The organism is Pseudomonas sp. SCA2728.1_7 (genome assembly GCF_018138145.1).
Classification (GTDB): Bacteria; Pseudomonadota; Gammaproteobacteria; order Pseudomonadales; family Pseudomonadaceae; genus Aquipseudomonas; species Aquipseudomonas koreensis_A.
Genome location: NZ_CP073104.1, coordinates 2692672 through 2711279, shown reverse-complemented (window position 1 = coordinate 2711279; position 18608 = coordinate 2692672). Strand labels below are relative to the sequence as shown.

Sequence of the window (18608 nt, the reverse complement as noted above, 5' to 3'; positions counted from 1 at the left end):
CCTAGTGAGTCGGGCCGAGGAAGGCCAGCCATCGGCGTTCGGCAAGGCGGAACAGGCCGACCAGCGCAAAGGTAATGGTCAGGTAGATCAGCGCGGCGATGCCGAACGACTGAAAGGTCAGGAAGGTCGCCGAGTTGGCGTCCCGCGCAACTTTCAGAATGTCGGGGATGGTCGCGGTGAAAGCCACGGTGGTCGAGTGCAGCATCAGGATCACTTCGTTGCTGTAATACGGCAACGATCGGCGCAGGGCCGAGGGCATGATCACGTAGGCATACAGCTTCCAGCCGGTCAGCCCGTAAGCCTTGGCCGCTTCGACTTCGCCGTGGTTCATGCTGCGAATCGCCCCGGCGAAAATCTCCGTGGTGTAGGCGCAGGTGTTGAGGGCGAAGGCGAGGATTGTGCAGTTCATCGCATCGCGAAAGAAACTGTCGAGCAATGGCTGCGCACGCACGGCGGCGAGGCTGTAAATCCCGGTGTAGCAAATCAGCAACTGGATATACAGCGGCGTGCCCCGGAACAGGTAGGTGTAGAACTGCACCGGCCAGCGAATGTAGAAGTGTGGCGAGACGCGGGCGATCGACAGCGGAATCGACACCAGAAAACCGATGAAGATCGAGGCGCTGAGCAACCACATCGTCATTGCCAGCCCGGTGATGTTCTGGCCGTCGGTATAAAGGAAGGCGCGCCAGTATTCCTGCAGAAGTTCGATCATCGTACGGCCTCCCGGGAACCGGCGGCATAACGACGTTCAAGCCAGCGCAGGATGAAATTCGAGGCACTGGTGATCAGCAGATAGATCAACGCGGCGAGAACCAGGAAGTAGAACAGTTGATAAGTGCTTTTACCGGCGTCCTGCGCGGCTTTGACCAGGTCGGCGAGGCCGATGATCGACACCAGCGCGGTGGCCTTGAGCATCACCATCCAGTTGTTACCAATGCCCGGCAGGGCGAAGCGCATCATTTGCGGAAACACCACGTAGCGAAAGCGCTGGCCGCGTTTGAGGCCATACGCGGTGGCGGCTTCAACCTGACCGCGCGGCACGGCGAGGATCGCCCCACGGAAAGTTTCGGTGAAATACGCGCCATAAATAAAGCCCAGCGTCAGCACCCCGGCGCTGAACGGGTCGATTTCGATGTATTCCCATTCCATGTAGTCGGTCAGGGAAGTCAGCCAGGTTTGCAGGCTGTAGAAAATCAGCAGCATCAGCACCAGATCCGGCACCCCGCGAATCAGCGTGGTGTAGAGCTGGGCGGGCAGGCGCACCAGTTTGATTTTTGACAGTTTGGCACTGGCGCCGAGCAGGCCGAGCAACACGGCCACCAGCAGCGACAACGCCGATAATTTGATGGTCATCCAGGTGCCTTCCAACAGCAACGGGCCAAAACCCTTGAGGCTGAAGGCTGCGAGCCCCAGATTTTGTAAGAGGTTTTCGAACATAAATCAGCAACCTGAGCGGATGGAAAAGGCGCCCATCGAGGATGGGCGCCGGGGCATTATTTGCCGCTGTACAGATTCAGATCGCCAAAGTGTTTCTTTTGAATCTCGGCGTATTTGCCGTCATCGTGTAACGCTTTGATACCTTTATCTAAAAGCGCCTTCAGCTCAGTGTTACCTTTCTTAATACCGACAGCGGTTTTGGCTGGCAGCAATTCGTTGTCGACCGGCTTGCTGACGTCATAGTCGGCGCCCTGTGGCGACTTCAAAAAGCCCAGTTCGGCTTGCAGCATGTCCTGAATACCGGCGTCGAGACGGCCGGAAGTCAGGTCGGAATACACCTGATCCTGGTTCTGATAGGCCTGGGTTTTCACGCCGGCCTTGTCCAGCACGGCTTTGGCGTAGGCTTCTTGAATGGTGCCTTGTTCGTAGCCGACGGTTTTGCCCTTCAGTGACGCAACGTCTGCGGTGATGCCGGAGCCTTTTTTCGACACGTAAGCGGTCGGGCCGGAGAACAGTTCGCTGGAGAAGTCGATGACTTTTTCGCGGGCCGGGGTCACGGTCATCGACGAGATCACACCGTCGAATTTGTTGGCCTTGAGGCCCGGAATCATGCCGTCGAAGTCACTTTCGACCCACTTGCACTTGACCTTCAGTTCGGCGCAGATCGCGTTGCCCAGGTCGATGTCGAAGCCCACCAGGCTGCCGTCGGCCGCTTTCGACTCAAACGGTGCGTACGAAGGGTCAACGCCAAAGCGCAGCTCTTTATATTCCTTGGCCAGCGCGGAGCCAGCGGCCATGCACAACGCCAGTGCAGAAAGGGTCAGCAATGCTTTTTTCATTATTCAATCCCTAAGAACCAATATGAGCGCTTGTGGCGCAGAATTATTGTTACTGGAACGCGTACGACCTATAGAAAGTAGCAATTTCCGAACCAGAGTCCCGAACAAGTGTTTTAAAAGGTGAGGAGAGCTACAAGATCAATGGATGAGTGCACGAAAACGGGCGCGGCAGAAAGCGTGCACTGATATGTGGCTTATCGGGGACAGGCAAGCAGATCGTTGATCGTTCCCACGCTCTGCGTGGTAATGCAGCCCGGGACGCTCCGCGTCCCCTCCAAGGCCGAACGCGGAGCGTCCGTTGAGGCATTCCCACGCGGAGCGTAGGAACGATCAATGTCCCGGGAAACGGGGTCAGGCGAGAAGATCCTGCAATGTGGCTAGGCTGTCCGCTTCATCCACGGTTTTATCCTGACGCCAGCGCAACATCCGGGGAAACCGCACGGCAATCCCGCTCTTATGCCGCCGCGACAGGGCGATGCCTTCGAAACCCAGCTCAAACACCAGACTCGGCTTCACACTGCTCACCGGGCCGAATTTCTCCACCGTGGTCTTGCGCACGATGCTGTCGACCTGACGCATCTCCGCATCGGTCAGCCCGGAATAGGCCTTGGCAAACGGCACCAGCGCGCGTTGGCTGGACTCGGGCGGGCCGTCCCACACGGCAAAGGTGTAATCGCTGTACAAACTGGCCCGCCGGCCATGGCCGCGCTGCGCATAAATCAACACGGCATCGACACTGAACGGATCGACTTTCCACTTCCACCAGACGCCCATGTCCTTGGTTCGCCCCACGCCATACAACGCGTCGCGCGCCTTGAGCATCATTCCCTCGACACCCAGTCGCCGCGAAGACTCGCGTTGGCGGGCGAGGTCGAACCAATCAGTGCCGGTCAGCACCGGTGAGGCCAGCAGCACCGGACTGTTACAGCGGGCGATGACCTCTTCCAGTTGCGCACGGCGTTTGGCCTGCGGCTGATTGCGCCAGTCTTCGCCCTGCCATTCGAGCAAGTCGTAGGCAAGCACCACCACCGGCACGTCTTCGAGGATTTTCTTGTCGAGGGTCTTGCGGCCGATACGTTGTTGCAGCAGGGCGAAGGACTGCACGGCCGGTGGTTCGGTCGATTGCGGATCAAAGGCGTCTTCGGTGCGCGGGTGCGTGCTTTTCCACACGACGATTTCGCCGTCGATCACCGTGCCGTCGGGCAAGCCGTGTACCAGCACATCCAATTCGGGAAAACGCTCGGTGACCAGTTCCTCGCCCCGCGACCAAATCCATAGCCGCCCCTCGCGCTTGACCACTTGCGCGCGAATGCCATCCCATTTCCATTCAATCTGCCAATCGCTGACCGGGCCGATCAGCGTTTCGAATTCTTCCACCGGTTGCGACAAGGCATGGGCGAGGAAGAACGGGTAGGGCTGACCGCCGCGCTGGGCATGTTCATCGCTGGATTCAGGAGCGATCAGTTTCAAGTAACTGGCGGCGCTCGGCCGGTTGGACAGATCGGTGTAACCGACCAGACGCTGCGCCACGCGCTTGCTGTCCAGTCCGGCCATTGAGGCCAAGGCGCGGGTGACCAGCAATTTCGAGACGCCAACGCGGAAACTCCCGGTGATCAATTTGATGCAGAGCATCAGGCTCGATCGATCCAGTTGCGCCCACAGGGCGGGCAGTTGGCGGCTGAGGTATTCCGGTGTTTCACCGCGTAGCGGCAGCAGTTTGTCTTCGATCCACTCGGCGAGGCCGGCGTCGGAACTGTGCGGGTTTTCCGCGAGTACCAGCGAAATGGTTTCCGCGAGGTCGCCGACTGCTTGATAACTTTCTTCGAACAACCACGGTTCCAGGCCGGAAATCTCGACAGCCAGTTCGCGCAGGATTCGCACCGGCACCAGTTGCCGGGGCCGGCCACCGGACAGAAAGTACACGGCCCACGCGGCGTCATGGGGTTCGGCCTGGGCGAAGTAGGTCTGCATCGCCGCCAGTTTGGCGTTGCTTGACGTGGTCGCGTCGAGTTCGGCGTACAACTCGGCGAATGCTCTCATGCTGGCATCTCGGCGATGGTCGGTTCGGCAGCGATGTTTTCTTCTTCGTCATCGCCGTATTCAGTGTTGAAACCCTGGGCGTCCAGACCCTGTTCGCGCAGATGCCGCACGAGCACGCCAATCGAGCCGTGGGTGACCATCACCCGTTCCGCGCCGGTCTGCTCGATGGCCCAGAGCAGGCCGGGCCAGTCGGCGTGATCGGAGAGCACGAAACCGCGATCAACGCCGCGCCGCCGGCGGGTGCCGCGCAAACGCATCCAGCCGCTGGCAAACGCATCGCTGAACTCGCCGAAGCGGCGCATCCAGCTGCTGCCTCCCGCCGAGGGTGGGGCGATGACCAGGGCCTGGCGCATGATCGGGTCGCTTTTTTTCACGTCGCCGGCGTAGATCGTCGGCGGCAGGTACACGCCCGCCTCGCGATAGACCCGGTTGAGCGGCTCGACCGCGCCGTGACTGAGGATCGGACCGAGGCTTGCGTCGATGCCGTGGAGAATCCGCTGGGCCTTGCCGAACGAGTAGCAGAACAACACGCTGGCCTTGCCGGCGGCGATGTTGGCGGCCCACCACTGGTTGATCTCGCTGAATACCTGCGCCTGTGGCTGCCAGCGATAAATCGGCAGGCCGAAGGTCGATTCGGTGATGAAGGTGTGGCAGCGCACCGGTTCGAACGGGGCGCAGGTGCCGTCGGGTTCGATTTTGTAGTCACCCGATGCGACCCAGACTTCGCCGCCGTATTCCAGACGTACTTGTGCCGAGCCGAGCACATGCCCGGCGGGGTGAAAACTCAAAGTGACGCCGTGGTGCGTCAGGCGCTGGCCGTAGGCGAGGGTTTGCAGGTTGATGTCCTGACCGAGTCGCGCGCGCAGAATCCCTTCGCTGGCGCTGTTGGCGAGGTAGTGCTGGTTGCCGGTACGGGCATGATCGCCGTGGGCATGGGTAATGACCGAGCGCTCGACAGGGCGCCACGGATCAATGTAGAAATCCCCGGCAGGGCAATAAAGACCTTCGGGACGGGCGATAACAAGGTCCATGTCGTTACCAGGAATGGGGGGGCTTGTTAGCTATGAGGTTGGCGCGTGTCCGGAAGTTCTATCGACTTTGAAGAGCAACCCTCACCCCAGCCCTCTCCCAGAGGGAGAGGGGGCCGACCGAGGTGTCTGGCGAGTGACATCGACCTGAAAGACCGAGTCGATTATGGATTTGGCAGAGCACGAACCGACTTAACTCAGGATTTGGCAGAGCACGAACCGACTTAACTCAGGATTCGGCACAGCACGAACCAAGTTAACTCCGGATTCGGTGCAACACCTTCAGGTCGGCGTAGATCTGCAGCATCCCCCAATCAGTCCCCTCTCCCTCGGGGAGAGGGCTAGGGTGAGGGGCTTTTGATTTACAAGGCCGACCGAGATGCCCGACGAGTTAAACCGAGCAAATTCCGGATTCGGCAGTGCCCGTTCAGGTCGGCGTATGACTCAAGCAACCCCCAATCAGTCCCCTCTCCCTCCGGGAGTGGGCTAGGGTGAGGGGCTTTTGATTTACAAGGCCGACCGAGATGCCCGACGAGTTGAACCGAGCAAATTCCGGATTCGGCAGTGCCCGTTCAGGTCGGCGTAGATCTGCAGCAACCCCCAATCAGTCCCCTCTCCCTCCGGGAGAGGGCTAGGGTGAGGGGCTTTTGATTTACAAGGCCGACCGAGATGCCCGACGAGTTAAACCGAGCAAATTCCGGATTCGGCAGTGCCCGTTCAGGTCGGAGAAGACCTGCAGCAACCCCCAATCAGTCCCCTCTCCCTCGGGGAGAGGGCTAGGGTGAGGGGCTTTTGATTTACAAGGCTGACCGAGATGCCCGACGAGTTAAACCGAGCAAATTCCGGATTCGGCAGTGCCCGTTCAGGTCGGAGAAGACCTGCAGCAACCCCCAATCAGTCCCCTCTCCCTCGGGGAGAGGGCTAGGGTGAGGGGCTTTTGATTTACAAGGCTGACCGAGATGCCCGACGAGTTAAACCGAGCAAATTCCGGATTCGGCAGTGCCCGTTCAGGTCGGCGTATGACTCAAGCAACCCTCAATCAGTCCCCTCTCCCTCCGGGAGAGGGCTAGGGTGAGGGGCTTTTGACCTTTTGCCTTATTTGCCAGGAGTAAGGGTCAAACGAGTTTTGCCGTAAACCCGGTCAAAGTTCTGCGGCTGCATCGGCAGACCGATGTATTGCCCCTTCAGCCACGCATCGATGCCATTGAGGTAATTCGGGCTGACCGGATTCCCCGATTGCCCCGTACCGTTCTGCCCCATCAACGGTTCAGTCTGGCCGAAGTCGACAATGAAACGCATCGACGGCGCACGCGTGGTGGTGAAGTCCTGCCCCCAAGCGAACGCCGAAGTGTTCAACGTCGTGTGATCGCCACCGGCCGCCAGCGGCCCCCGCACGGTCTGGCCATTGCTGTTCTTCCAGGCATAGCTGTGCAATTTGCCCCACTGCCAGGCGCGGTGGTCGCCGCCCAACTGACTCTCGCCAGTGCTGATCGCCGCGGCGAAGCTGCGCGCGAGAATCAGCGCTTTGTCTTCTTTCTGCGGCGTACGAATGTCATCCCAGAACGGACTGTCCTCGCGCCCCAACAGATGGTCAGCCTGCGCCGCGTAGGACAAATCACCATTGGCGATAAACGCTTTCCACGCCGGGCTCGATTCCGGGCCGAGTTCGTCGAGGAAGATCTGCTTCATGCTTTCCTGCAGGAACAGTTCGTAGATCGCAGCGTCCGCCGAGGTCGGGCTGAGTTTGCCGTCGAACGCCATCAACCGTGTAAACGCTTCGCGGGCCTTGCTGCGATCCGCTTCCGGCAGGGCATCGATCGCCTGTTTCAGCGGTTGTTTCATGCCCGGCTCTTCGAAGACCTTCTTCAACTTGGCGGCAAACGTGGTGGTCTGGTCGTATTGCATGGCGATCACGCTACGGCTGTCGTGCTTGCCGCTGCCAGCCAGTTCCGCCAGACGTTCGCCACGCTCCGGCGCCGCCCACGAGTTCGACAATTGCATGCCGTAACCGTGAGGAATCACGCGCTGGTTGGCGGTGCCGAGCCAGCCTTGCGCCGGGTCCTGATCGTACGGATGCAGCATCGGGTCGGCGTAACCGTCCCAGTCATAGCGACCCTCCCAGCCTGGCGACGGCAGCAGGCCTTCGCCTTCACGTCGATTCGGGAAACGCCCGGTGACCTGCCAGCCAATATTGCTTGCATCGGCGAACACCAGATTCAGTGCGATAGCGCGAATTTCACGGCTGGCATCCGAGGCTCGTTCAACAGTTTGCGCACGGGTCAGATCAAAAAACGCATCCAACGATTTGTCATCGGTGAAGCTCGGCGTCTGCAAGGCCAGGCCGAAACCGTTGCCTTGCGCCGCAGCCTGGGCACTGTTGAGCAGCGCGCCGTGGCGGGTTTCGTACACCGCTTCCCGAATCGGTCGCTGGCCTTTGACGAAGTAGGTTTCGTTGCGCACGCCCAGCGGCTGCCATTTGCCGTTGACCTCGTAGGTCAAACTGCTGCCCTGACGACGGATTTTTTCCAGAAACAGGTCCTGGTTGTCGCCGAGCACGCTGGTCATGCTCCACGCCACTTTGCCGTTGAAACCACCGAGTACCAGCGGCAAACCGGCAACGGTGACGCCAGCGGCCTGATATTTCGGTGCGCGGATCTGCACGAAGCTCCACAGCGACGGTGCGGCGAGCGGGCCATGGGCGTCGCTGGCCAGCAGGCTCTTGCCGCTGCGGCTGCGTTGTGGGGCGATTGCCCAGTTGTTCGAAGACGTGGTGCCGAGCAGGTTCAGCGCCGACAGTTGCTGGCTGGCGCTGCTCAGCTCGGTCAGCCCCGGAATTTGCCCGTTGAGCTTGAGGCCTTGCAGCTTGTCGGCCTCGGCCAGTGGCAGGTTTTCGTCCGGCGCCGACGGCGTTAGCCAAGCAAGTTTGTCGGTGGTCACGGTTTGTGCGAGCACCAGCGAGGAAATCTCTTCCGGCAGGTTGGCCGACTGGCTGAAATTCAGCAGGGCGAAAATCAGCGCCGAATCTTCCGGTTTCCAGTACTCAGGCTTGTAGCCGCTGGAGGCGAGATCGCCCGGCAGTTTGTCGGCGTAGCGGAACAGATAGGCGTTGACGCCCCGCGCATAGACTTCGAAGAAGCGCTTGAGGCGTGGCGACGAGGCTTTGTACAGCTCACCGGCGCTTTTCTTTAGATTGACCGCGCGCATGTAGCGGTCGGCATCGAGCATCGATGCGCCGGACATTTCCGCCAGACGGCCCTGAGCGAGCAGGCGCAGGGTGACCATCTGGTTGATGCGGTCGCTGGCATGGACGTAGCCGAGGCTGAACAGCGCGTCGTGGAAAGTATTACTTTCGATCAACGGCATGCCCATGGCATTGCGTCGCACCGACACGTTCTGCGCCAGGCCCTTGAGCGGCTGCACGCCGGAGGTCGGCGGGAGGGTGTCCTGAGCGTTCCAGGTCTGGCAACCGGACAGGCCCAAAACACCGGCCACTGCTGCGGCAACGCCGAACCGGGGAAGAAAATGAGTAAGGGCTGGCGAGGCCATGGCAAAGCTCCTGCGGGGGGTAGCGTCAGTAAAGGCGCTACGTTAGTGAGCAGGAGGTGGCCGCGCAAGCGGGGGCAGGGGTTATTTGTGTATTTCTGTCGAATGGAAAAGATCGCAGCCTGCGGCAACTCCTGCATAGGCATGCATTCCCATGTAGGAGCTGCCGCAGGCTGCGATCTTTTGCCGTTAAATCAGGATTTGGGTGGATTGATTTTCTGCACCAACGCGTAGGCCTTCACTGTCGCCGGGCGATCCTTGATGTGGTTGAACCAGCGCTGCATATGCGGGAAGTCTTCGAGATTCTGGCTCTGCCATTTGTGCGAGACGATCCACGGATAGATCGCCATGTCGGCAATGCTGTATTCGCTGCCCGCAACGAATTCGTTCTCGGCCAGCTGCTTGTTCAACACGCCGTACAACCTTGCGGTTTCGTCGATGTAGCGCTTGATCGCGTAAGGGATTTTCTCCGGGGCGAACTGGCTGAAGTGGTGATTTTGCCCGGCCATCGGCCCCAGGCCACCCATTTGCCAGAACAGCCATTGCAACGCCGTTTGCCGACCGCGCAGGTCTTTGGGCAGAAACTTCCCGGTCTTCTCCGCCAGATACAGCAGGATTGCCCCGGATTCGAACAGCGACAGCGGCTCACCGCCATCGGCAGGCGTGTGGTCGACGATGGCCGGGATGCGATTGTTCGGGGCGATTTTCAGAAAGTGCGGCTGGAACTGCTCGCCTTGGCTGATGTTGATCGGGTGCACGTTGTACGGCAGGCCGGCTTCTTCGAGGAACAGGGAGATCTTGTGGCCGTTGGGGGTGGTCCAGTAATACAGGTCGATCATGGAAAACTCCAAAGCTGAAATGGACTTGCGTGCGGACAGCAAACGCCGGCGTCAGGTCGTCCCGTGTGCGTTCGATAGCTTGCTTAAGGGGAAGAGGTGATGCTGAACTGCGCAGAATTCAATGACCCCGCATGAGAAAAAACGCCATGGAGCTTCAGGCCAACGCTGCACTGATCATCATCGACCAGCAAAAAGGCATCCTCGAGCCGCGTTTGGGGCGGCGCAATAATCCTCAGGCGCAAGAACGAATCCTTGAGTTGCTGGGGCTGTGGCGGCATAGCGCGAGGCCGGTGGTTCATGTGCAGCACCTGTCGCGGGAGCCGGATTCGGTGTTTTGGCCTGAGCAGGACGGGGTGGAATTTCAAGAGAGGTTTTTGCCGCAGGACGGTGAATGGCTGATTCAGAAGCAGGTGCCGGATGCGTTTTGTGCCACCGGGTTGGAGGCGCGGTTGCGGGAGGCGGGCATCTGCCAGTTGATCATCGTCGGTGTGGCGACCAACAACTCGGTGGAGTCGACAGCGCGCACGGCGGGGAATCTGGGGTTTGATGCGTGGGTGGCCGAGGATGCGTGCTTCACCTTCGACAAGGCCGATTATTTCGGCACATTGCGCACGGCGGAAGAGGTGCACGGGATGTCGCTGGGGAATTTGCACGGGGAGTATGCGGCGGTGGTCAGCTGTGCACAGATTTTGGCAGCAGGCTGAAAAGGACTCAGTGAATGTGCCGGCCCCTTCGCGAGCAGGCTCGCTCCCACAGGGGATTGCATTGCAACTGAAGAAACCCGCTCACCTGTAGGAGTGAGCCTGCTCGCGATAGCGGTTTTTCATGCGACAACGATGTTGCATGTGCCGGCCCCTTCGCGAGCAGGCTCGCTCCCACAGGGGATTGCATTGCAACTGAAGAAACCCGCTCACCTGTAGGAGTGAGCCTGCTCGCGATAGCGGTTTTTCAGGCGACAACGATGTTGCATGTGCCGGCCTCATCGCGAGCAGGCTCACTCCCACAGGGGATTGTATTGCAACTGAAGAAACCCGCTCACCTGTAGGAGTGAGCCTGCTCGCGATAGCGGTCTGTCAGTTGCCAAGGATGTTGAATGTGCCGGCCTCATCGCGAGCAGGCTCACTCCTACAGGTATTGCATTCCAACTGAAGGAACTCGATTGACTGTGGGAGCGAGCCTGCTCGCGAAGGCGGTGGGTCAGGCGAAGAAGTGCTTCGCCTCGGGCATCACGCGCCGTGGCACTTCTTGAATTTCTTGCCGTTGCCGCATGGGCAAGGGTCGTTGCGGCCGACGTCTTTCAGGGCGTTGCGCACCGGTTCCTGGTGGGCGTGGCCGCAGTTCGGGCCGTGAACATGGCCGTGGTCATGCTCGTGATGATGGTCATGATCGTGGTTGCAGTCAGGGCCATGGACATGAGGTTGCTGGGTCATCGGTGTTGCTCCGGAATTAAATCGGCGGGGATTATCACGCCATTGCGCTCAAGGTGCACGTAGTGGGCGATGAATAAACCGGTTTCCATTTCACCCTGTAGTCGATAGGGAATCTGCTGGTTCGGATTTTTCAACATTTTCACCACGTCTTTTACCTTCGGCCAGAGGTTGGTGCGGATCGGCACTTTGAAATAGGCGCTGCGCTTGGGCCCGACGGTGAACCAGTGTTCATGCTCGCCTTCGGCCAGCAGCATATCGGCCAGATGAATGCGATATTCCAGCCCGCGCACGGTCAGGTCGCTATCGTTGGGGTTATCGACGCGAAAGTGCAGGATGAATTTCTGTTCGAGCAGTTTGGCGCGCACCACTTCGACTTTCACCAGATGCACGGCGGGGTCGACGCTGTCATCGCTGAACCACGACGCGCAGCCGCCGAGGTTGAGGATCAGCATCAAAAACAGAAAATGTAGTGTGCGCCAGCGACCGAGCATGGTTTTACTCCCTTTGCGGGCAGTCTAGCCGCTAAAAGATCGCAGCCTTCGGCAGCTCCTACAGGGGAAACGCAAATCCTGTGTAGGAGCTGCCGCAGGCTGCGACCTTTTGATCTTAAGCGCCGAAATACCCCGCACAGCACTTCTTGAATTTCTGCCCGCTGGCGCACGGGCAGCTGTCATTGCGCCCCAATTTCAATTGCACCGTCGGATCAATGAAGTACCAGCGCCCGGCATTCTGCACAAACGATGAGCGTTCGCGGTGGCTGTGTTCGCCTTGGCTGTCGTGCCAGCGCGCAGTAAAGGTGACGAAGGCGTGTTCCGGCTGACCGCCGAAGACTTCCGAGCTTTCGACATCGAGGCCGAGCCAGGTGCTCTGCGCGCTCCAGTTGCTGATCGACTGGCGATCCAGCCCTGCTTGCTGAGCGGGCAGGGTGGTCGCCACCAGATAATCGATCAGGCCCAGTACATAGGCGCTGTAGCGCGAACGCATCAGGGCCTCAGCGCACGGCGCCGGATGGCCTTCGTGATAATGGCCGCAGCAGGCATCCAGCAGATTGCCGCTGCCGCACGGGCAAATGGCTGTACTCATTGCATTACCACCAGTATTTCCCGAAGTTTTCCGGATTGGCCCAGAACCGTGAGTTGAGCCAGTCGGGGACTTGTTTGTAGTCAAGCAGATCGTAGGTGAACAGGGTCAGCACTTGATCGTCGCGTTGAAAGCGCTCGCTGGCTTGCAGCGCCAGTGAATAGAAGTCGGTTTCCTGCCAGCCGCTCGCCGACAGGTCCGCCAGCACGGCGATGCGACTGGCGTTGAGATTGCGAATCCCACCCAACAGGTTAAGGCCATCGCGCTTGGGCAAATGTTCCAGGCAATCGACCACCAGCGCCAGGTCGAAACGCTGTGCCGCCAGTTCGGCAGGCAGTGCGCCCGGCGCGGCATGGGCCACGACGGTGTCTGGATGTGCCTCTTTAAAGGCGCTCAGGGCCGGAAACTCACTAGCGCCAATCAGCAGCAGACGCGCCGGGGCGTAGCGATCCAGCAAAGCGGCCAACGCCTGTTGCGGCGTGCGGGAAGAAATGGCGACGTTCATCAAAGCTCCTCAATCAGACCGCCAAGACTAGCCTGCCTGACGTTGGCGGCAAAGAGCCCTGTTCCGCCCGTTTGCGGCAAATGTGCCGAAGTCCTGTGAACACGCTCGCAAACAGCGGTGGCCTATTGCTGGCGGAGATTAAAACTCCGGTCTTTACTCCCTGAATCGGTTCTAAGCCGATCCCTCAGGAGAAAACCAGATGAGCATAGTTCGGACAGCATTACCTTTGATTCTGCTAACCAGTGTGTTGACTGGTTGCGCAGGTTTGCAGAAAACCGACTGGCCGACCTGTGCGGCGGTCGGTGGTGTCGTCGGTGCCGGCCTCGGCGCAACCGAAAGTTCGGCATGGGCCGGTTACGGTGCGTTGCTGGTTGGTGGCACGGCAGCGGCCTATTGCTGGGTTCACGGTGATGGCGACGAAGACGGCGATGGTGTGCCGGACAGTCGCGACAAGTGCCCGGGCACGCCTAAAGGCGTACAGGTCGATGCTGACGGTTGCCCTCCACCAGCGCCTGCACCCGTGGTCGAAGAAGCTGTAGTGGTCAAGGAAGAAACCATTGTTATCCGTGATGTGCACTTCCAGTTCGACAAAGCCACGCTGACCGGCCCTGACAAGCAAGTGCTCGACAAGGTCGCCACCCGCCTGAAACAGGAATCCTCGACGGCGCAACTGACCGTAACTGGTCACACCGACAGCGTGGGCAGCGATGCCTACAACAAGAAACTGTCGGATCGTCGCGCGCACTCGGTGGTGGATTACCTGATCCAGCAAGGTGTGCCTCGCGCCAGCTTCGTTTCGGTGTCCGGTCTGGGTGAAAGCCAGCCTGTTGCCGACAACAAAACCGCTGACGGCCGCGCGCAAAACCGTCGTACCGAAATCAAAATCCAGCGTTGAGCCCCTCTCGCATCCGCGGCTTGTGCAGTCGCGGATGCGGGTCTTTACTCCTGTGTAACCGGTATGGGCCGGTGACACAGGAGCTTTCACAATGACTGTTTTCTCAAGGTCCGTCTTGCCGGTGCTGCTGCTAGGCAGTTTGCTCACCGGTTGCGCCACCCACAGCGATGGCACTGCACCCCTCAATCAACGTACGTGGCCGATCTGCAGCCTTATCGGCGGGCTGGTCGGTGGCGGTCTCGGCGCCATTGAAAGTGGCGGCTGGGCCGGCGGCGGCGCGGCGCTGGGGATCCTCACCGGCGGACTGATCTGTTATGCCCAGGACGGCGATGAAGACGGCGATGGTGTGTTCGACCGCCGTGACCGTTGCCCGGACACCCCGGAAAATACCCCGGTCGATCACCGTGGTTGCCCGTTGCCGCAGTACCCGGTCACGGAAAAAGTGCCGGAGCCTGCACCGCAAACTGAAGTCATCACCCTCAGCGATGCCGGCAACGTGCTGTTCGATTTCGACAAGTCCGACCTGACCCCGGCTGCCAAAGCCCAGCTCGATACGCTGATGGACAAACTGCGCAATGCTGACGTGGTGAGCATCAAGGTCATCGGTCACACCGACAGCAAAGGGTCGGATGCCTACAACCAGGCATTGTCGGAACGGCGTGCGAGCAGTGTCGCCGCTTATCTGCTGAGCCAGGGCCTGGCGCCGAACAAACTCACCAGTGAAGGTCGCGGTGAAAGCGAGCCGGTTGCCGATAACGCCAGCGATGAAGGGCGCGCGCAGAACCGTCGTGTGGAGTTGCACATCAATCGTTAGGACGCGTCTGTAGGGCGCAGGCTAGAGCTGCCGGGCGACGATCAGCGTCGTTTCGGCAGCCATTTGGCAGACGATCGAAGTTTTTTCATTTATCCCTCTGGCTTATCCCCCGCAGAAGCCGTTACTGTGCGCCCAAAGAATAATTCGCAACACGGGGGGCGTATGAAAGTGTTCTGGGGGCTGGGGCGGTTGTTGACCCTGCTGTTCTGCTGCGTGGTGCTGGCCAATCAACTGGTGCCTTTCGTACATCCGCTGCATCTGCTGGTCAATCTGGCCGGCGGTCTGCTGTTGCTGATCCATGTGTTCGAAGTGCTGCTGTGCAATCGCAGCCTCAAGGGGCGTGAGCACCCTTGGCGTGACCGTGGTCGCATCCTGTTGTTTGGCGTTTTCCACCTGCAAACCATCCCGGCCCCGGCCGCTCCGGAGGCTTCTTCCCATGCGTAAACTCTGCTTGCTCGCTGCATTCATCAGCCCATTGGCCTGTGCTCAAGTGGTCAGCGTCGAAACCAATTCGCTGATGCGTTTGCCCAACACGGCCAGCACGTTGCAACTGGAAAAACTGGAAGTGGCCGATTACGGCACGCTGTTGATTCCTGCCAACGTGACCGAATTGAGCGTCGGTGAACTGCGCCTTGGCCATGAAGCGCGCATTGCAATCGTTCCGGGTGAACAGGCGCTGGACATGAAGGTCGCGCGCGCCGAGCTGAGCGATGGCAGCAAGATCACCGCACGCGGTGCGCCGGGCACTTATGAAAAAGCCGCCCGCGCCGGACGTAATCTGAATCTGCAATTCAAGGCGTTGAAGGCGCCGCAACTGTTGGTCGACGCCCGTGGCGGCACCGGTGCGCCGGGTTTTGTCGGCCTCGATGGCGGGAATGGTGAAGACCCAGGCTGTACTTATGGCTCGGCCGGGCATGGTTTTGATGGCAGTAACGGCAGTGACGGCCAACCTGGCGCACCGGGTGCGCTGGTGCGCCTTGAAGTGCCGCGCGAGTTTCCGGTCGAGCTGATCAAGGTCAATGTCGCTGGCGGTCCTGGAGGCCCGGCGGGCGTTGGCGGTAAAGCAGGGAAGGGCGGCAAGTCCAAGGGCTGCCTGGTGTATCGCGCCGATGGCGGCAAGAACGGCAAGGCCGGGGCGGATGGACAGCCTGGGCCTGTGGGGGCGGCGGGGGCTGTGACTGTGCAGCGCCTGTAAAAGCAGACCCTCATCGGAACGCCGCCCGCCCAGCCCTCCCGAAACGTCGGACCGCCCGTAGGGAGAGGGGGCCGACCGAGATGTCGTGAGTTAAACGTCGACCTGAAAGATCGGGTCGATTATGGATTCAAGGCCGATCTCTCAAGTCGGCGTATCCCTCAAATATCCCCCATTCAGTCCCCTCTCCCTCCGGGAGAGGGCTAGGGTGAGGGGCTTTTGATCTTTACCCCATATTCAGAACATCGGCCTCGCCGCCGCAATCGCCACCAACACCAACCCGATAATCAGATTAAGCCCCACCACCCGGCGAATCCGCCCCAACACCGCCGCACCCGCCGGCCAGTCCTTCGCGTCCACTGCTTTATGCAACTCCGGCAGCATCAGCCCCTGAATCCGGATAAACAGCGCCGTCATCACCACATACAAGCCCATCATCACCTGCACATACTTCGGCGCGGTCTCAAAACCGACCTGTTGCAAATGCAGCATGCCCACGCCGCTGATCGGCAACAGAATTACCGCAACCCATACCCAGCGAAAAAAACCTTGAAACACTTCCACCCACAAGGTTAGGCGGGCAGGGCCGTCGAGGGCCTTCACAGCCGCGGGGCGCAGGACCATCCAGGCGAAAAACATACCGCCGACCCAGACCAGGGCGGACAGCACATGCAGGGGGTAAACGAGGCTAAAAGGTGTCATTGGGGCACTCCGTTCTGCGCGGGATTAATTAGCGGGGTATGATAGCCGCCATCCGAAACCACTGAAAATTTATCCAGCGTTTTTTGCGCCCGACAATTCATGATCAGCACTGAACTCAAAACCACGATCCAGGGCGCCTACTCGCGTTTTCTAGAGGCCAAGAGCCTCAAGCCGCGTTATGGCCAGCGCCTGATGATCGCTGAAATCGCCAAAGTCCTCGGGGATATCGACACCGACGACGAAGGCCGGCGCAGTGGCGACCCCGCGATTGTCGCGGTGGAAGCCGGCACCGGTACCGGCAAGACAGTGGCCTACAGCATGGCGGCGATCCCCACGGCCAAAGCCGCCGGCAAACGTCTGGTCATCGCCACCGCGACCGTGGCCCTGCAAGAGCAGATCGTCTACAAGGATTTGCCCGACCTGATGCGCAACAGCGGGCTGAATTTCACCTTCGCCCTGGCCAAGGGCCGTGGTCGCTACATGTGCCTGTCCAAGCTCGACATGTTGCTGCAGGAAGGTCACGCGCAAACCGCCACCGCCCAGCTGTTCGAAGAAGAAGGCTTCAAGATAGAGGTCGATGAGGCCAGTCAGAAGCTGTTCACCAGCATGATCGAAAAGCTTGCCGGCAATAAATGGGACGGCGACCGCGACAGCTGGCCGAATGCGCTGGAAGACGCCGATTGGGCGCGTCTGACCACCGATCACAGTCAATGCACCAACCGTCATTGCCCGAACTTCGGTCAGTGCGCCTTCTACAAGGCCCGCGAAGGCATGGGCAAGGTCGACGTGATCGTCACCAACCACGATATGGTCCTGGCTGATCTGGCGCTGGGCGGCGGTGCGGTGCTTCCCGATCCGCGCGATACCATTTACGTGTTCGACGAAGGTCACCACCTGCCGGACAAGGCCATCGGCCACTTCGCTCACTACACGCGCCTGCGCTCCACCGCCGACTGGCTGGAAACCACGGCGAAGAACCTGACCAAATTGCTGGCCCAGCATCCGCTGCCGGGCGATCTTGGCAAACTGATCGAACAAGTGCCGGAGCTGGCGCGGGAAATCAAGGCCCAGCAGCAGTTCATGTTCAGCGCCTGCGAGCAGGTCGCTGATTTCAAACCCGGCGAAGACGTCGAAGGCCGTGAGCGTCCGCGCCATCGTTTCGTCGCCGGGGTGATTCCCGAGCACATGCGCGAAATGGGCATCGAGCTGAAGAAAGGCTTTTCGCGCCTCAACGATCTGTTCACGCGCCTGACCGACCTGCTCAAGGAAGGCATGGACGGCGAGGTCAACATCGGCATCGCCAGCAATCAGGCCGAAGAATGGTATCCGCTGTTCGGCAGCCTGTTGTCCCGCGCTTCGGGCAACTGGGAGCTGTGGACGGCGTTCACCGCCGAAGACCCGGAAGACAGTCCGCCGATGGCGCGCTGGCTGACCCTGGCCGAAAGCGGCTCGCTGTTCGACATCGAGGTTAACGCCAGCCCGATTCTGGCGGCGGAAACCTTGCGCCGCAGCTTGTGGAACGTGGCTTACGGCTGCCTGGTGACCTCGGCAACCCTGACCGCGCTGGGCACCTTCGACCGCTTCCGCATGCGCGCCGGTCTGCCGAAGAAAGCCGTCACCGCGGTGGTGCCGAGCCCGTTCCATCACGCTGATGCCGGTGTGTTGCGGGTGCCGGATCTGAAGGCCGATCCACGCGATGCCGCCGCCCACACGGCAGCGATCATCCGTGAGCTGCCGGATCTGGTTGAGGGCTCGCGCGGCACGCTGGTGCTGTTCTCTTCGCGCAAACAGATGCAGGACGTGTTCGACGGCCTCGACCGCGACTGGCGCAAGCAAGTGTTCATTCAAGGCAATCTGTCGAAACAGGAAACCCTGAACAAGCACAAGGCGCGGGTCGATGGCGGTGATTCCAGTGTGCTGTTCGGTCTCGCCAGTTTTGCCGAAGGCGTCGACTTGCCGGGTGCCTACTGCGAGCACGTGGTGATTGCCAAGATCCCGTTCTCGGTGCCGGATGATCCGGTCGAAGCGGCGCTGTCGGAGTGGATCGAGGCCCGTGGCGGCAATCCGTTCATGGAAATCTCTGTGCCCGATGCCTCGCTGAAGCTGGTTCAGGCTTGCGGGCGTCTGCTGCGTACCGAAGAAGACCGCGGCACCATCACTTTGCTCGATCGGCGCCTGGTCACCCAGCGCTATGGCAAGGCGATCCTCAATGCGTTGCCTCCTTTCCGTCGTGAAATATCCTGAGACAACGGTGGGCAGTTTTG

At 60.2% G+C, this 18608-nt stretch carries 18 protein-coding genes; 6 read left to right on the top strand and 12 right to left on the bottom strand.

Annotation, left to right across the window (positions count from 1 at the left end; genetic code table 11):
* Position 1 precedes the first annotated feature (1 nt).
* From KBP52_RS12100 to KBP52_RS12070, 7 genes are all read right to left on the bottom strand, one after another.
* Positions 2-712: an ABC transporter permease gene (locus KBP52_RS12100; protein ID WP_034154960.1), complete on the bottom strand. Its 711-nt coding sequence runs from the start codon at positions 710-712 to the stop codon at positions 2-4.
* Entirely contained in the window at positions 709-1437 is a 729-nt protein-coding gene (locus KBP52_RS12095) for an ABC transporter permease (protein WP_212622835.1), read from the bottom strand. The genes KBP52_RS12100 and KBP52_RS12095 overlap by 4 nt, the downstream gene beginning before the upstream one ends.
* A 56-nt stretch (positions 1438-1493) precedes the next feature.
* Positions 1494-2276 (bottom strand): transporter substrate-binding domain-containing protein, encoded by a 783-nt coding sequence (locus KBP52_RS12090; RefSeq protein WP_008083900.1) that lies wholly within the window; start codon positions 2274-2276, stop codon positions 1494-1496.
* Between the two features lie 351 nt (positions 2277-2627).
* Complete coding sequence (locus KBP52_RS12085; RefSeq protein WP_212622834.1) at positions 2628-4316, bottom strand: ATP-dependent DNA ligase; 1689 nt, start codon at positions 4314-4316, stop codon at positions 2628-2630.
* Positions 4313-5347, bottom strand: a complete 1035-nt coding sequence (locus KBP52_RS12080; RefSeq protein ID WP_212622833.1) for a ligase-associated DNA damage response exonuclease — start codon at positions 5345-5347, stop codon at positions 4313-4315. Before KBP52_RS12080 ends, KBP52_RS12085 begins: the two co-directional genes overlap by 4 nt.
* Before the next feature lie 1092 nt (positions 5348-6439).
* Positions 6440-8890, bottom strand: coding sequence for a penicillin acylase family protein (locus tag KBP52_RS12075; RefSeq protein WP_212622832.1), 2451 nt, complete (start codon positions 8888-8890; stop codon positions 6440-6442).
* A 191-nt stretch (positions 8891-9081) separates the two neighbouring features.
* On the bottom strand, positions 9082-9726 hold the full coding sequence (locus KBP52_RS12070; protein ID WP_212622831.1) for a glutathione binding-like protein: 645 nt from the start codon (positions 9724-9726) through the stop codon (positions 9082-9084).
* Between the two features lie 146 nt (positions 9727-9872).
* On the opposite strand from KBP52_RS12070, the gene KBP52_RS12065 reads away from it, so the two are divergent.
* Positions 9873-10430, top strand: coding sequence for a cysteine hydrolase family protein (locus KBP52_RS12065; RefSeq protein WP_212623127.1), 558 nt, complete (start codon positions 9873-9875; stop codon positions 10428-10430).
* Positions 10431-10952: 522 nt separating this feature from the next.
* Here the strand turns inward: KBP52_RS12065 and KBP52_RS12060 are convergent.
* From KBP52_RS12060 to KBP52_RS12045, 4 genes are all read right to left on the bottom strand, one after another.
* Entirely contained in the window at positions 10953-11156 is a 204-nt protein-coding gene (locus tag KBP52_RS12060; protein ID WP_034154967.1) for an SEC-C metal-binding domain-containing protein, read from the bottom strand.
* Positions 11153-11647 carry an LEA type 2 family protein gene (locus tag KBP52_RS12055; RefSeq protein WP_212622830.1) on the bottom strand — a complete coding sequence of 165 codons (495 nt, stop codon included), beginning with the start codon at positions 11645-11647 and terminating at the stop codon, positions 11153-11155. The genes KBP52_RS12060 and KBP52_RS12055 overlap by 4 nt, the downstream gene beginning before the upstream one ends.
* Before the next feature lie 115 nt (positions 11648-11762).
* Positions 11763-12239, bottom strand: coding sequence for a YchJ family protein (locus KBP52_RS12050; protein ID WP_116028800.1), 477 nt, complete (start codon positions 12237-12239; stop codon positions 11763-11765).
* Positions 12240-12243: 4 nt separating this feature from the next.
* Positions 12244-12741, bottom strand: a complete 498-nt coding sequence (locus KBP52_RS12045) for a DUF6231 family protein (protein ID WP_160056369.1) — start codon at positions 12739-12741, stop codon at positions 12244-12246.
* A 199-nt stretch (positions 12742-12940) separates the two neighbouring features.
* Here KBP52_RS12045 and KBP52_RS12040 point away from each other — a divergent pair, with 199 nt between their 5' ends.
* The 4 genes from KBP52_RS12040 to KBP52_RS12025 all read left to right on the top strand — a co-directional run bounded on the left by KBP52_RS12040 (position 12941) and on the right by KBP52_RS12025 (position 15645).
* Entirely contained in the window at positions 12941-13636 is a 696-nt protein-coding gene (locus tag KBP52_RS12040) for an OmpA family protein (RefSeq protein ID WP_007918596.1), read from the top strand.
* A 91-nt stretch (positions 13637-13727) separates the two neighbouring features.
* Positions 13728-14450, top strand: coding sequence for an OmpA family protein (locus KBP52_RS12035; RefSeq protein ID WP_212622829.1), 723 nt, complete (start codon positions 13728-13730; stop codon positions 14448-14450).
* Positions 14451-14612: 162 nt separating this feature from the next.
* Entirely contained in the window at positions 14613-14894 is a 282-nt protein-coding gene (locus tag KBP52_RS12030; RefSeq protein ID WP_077571401.1) for a DUF1145 domain-containing protein, read from the top strand.
* A complete protein-coding gene (locus tag KBP52_RS12025) occupies positions 14887-15645 on the top strand; it encodes a collagen-like triple helix repeat-containing protein (RefSeq protein ID WP_077571402.1) in 759 nt (252 codons plus the stop codon). The genes KBP52_RS12030 and KBP52_RS12025 overlap by 8 nt, the downstream gene beginning before the upstream one ends.
* 234 nt (positions 15646-15879) lie before the next feature.
* Here the strand turns inward: KBP52_RS12025 and KBP52_RS12020 are convergent, their stop codons facing one another.
* Positions 15880-16344: a DUF2269 family protein gene (locus tag KBP52_RS12020; protein WP_212622828.1), complete on the bottom strand. Its 465-nt coding sequence runs from the start codon at positions 16342-16344 to the stop codon at positions 15880-15882.
* Between the two features lie 99 nt (positions 16345-16443).
* On the opposite strand from KBP52_RS12020, the gene dinG reads away from it, so the two are divergent.
* Complete coding sequence (dinG, locus tag KBP52_RS12015) at positions 16444-18588, top strand: ATP-dependent DNA helicase DinG (RefSeq protein ID WP_034154974.1); 2145 nt, start codon at positions 16444-16446, stop codon at positions 18586-18588.
* Positions 18589-18608: the final 20 nt, after the last annotated feature.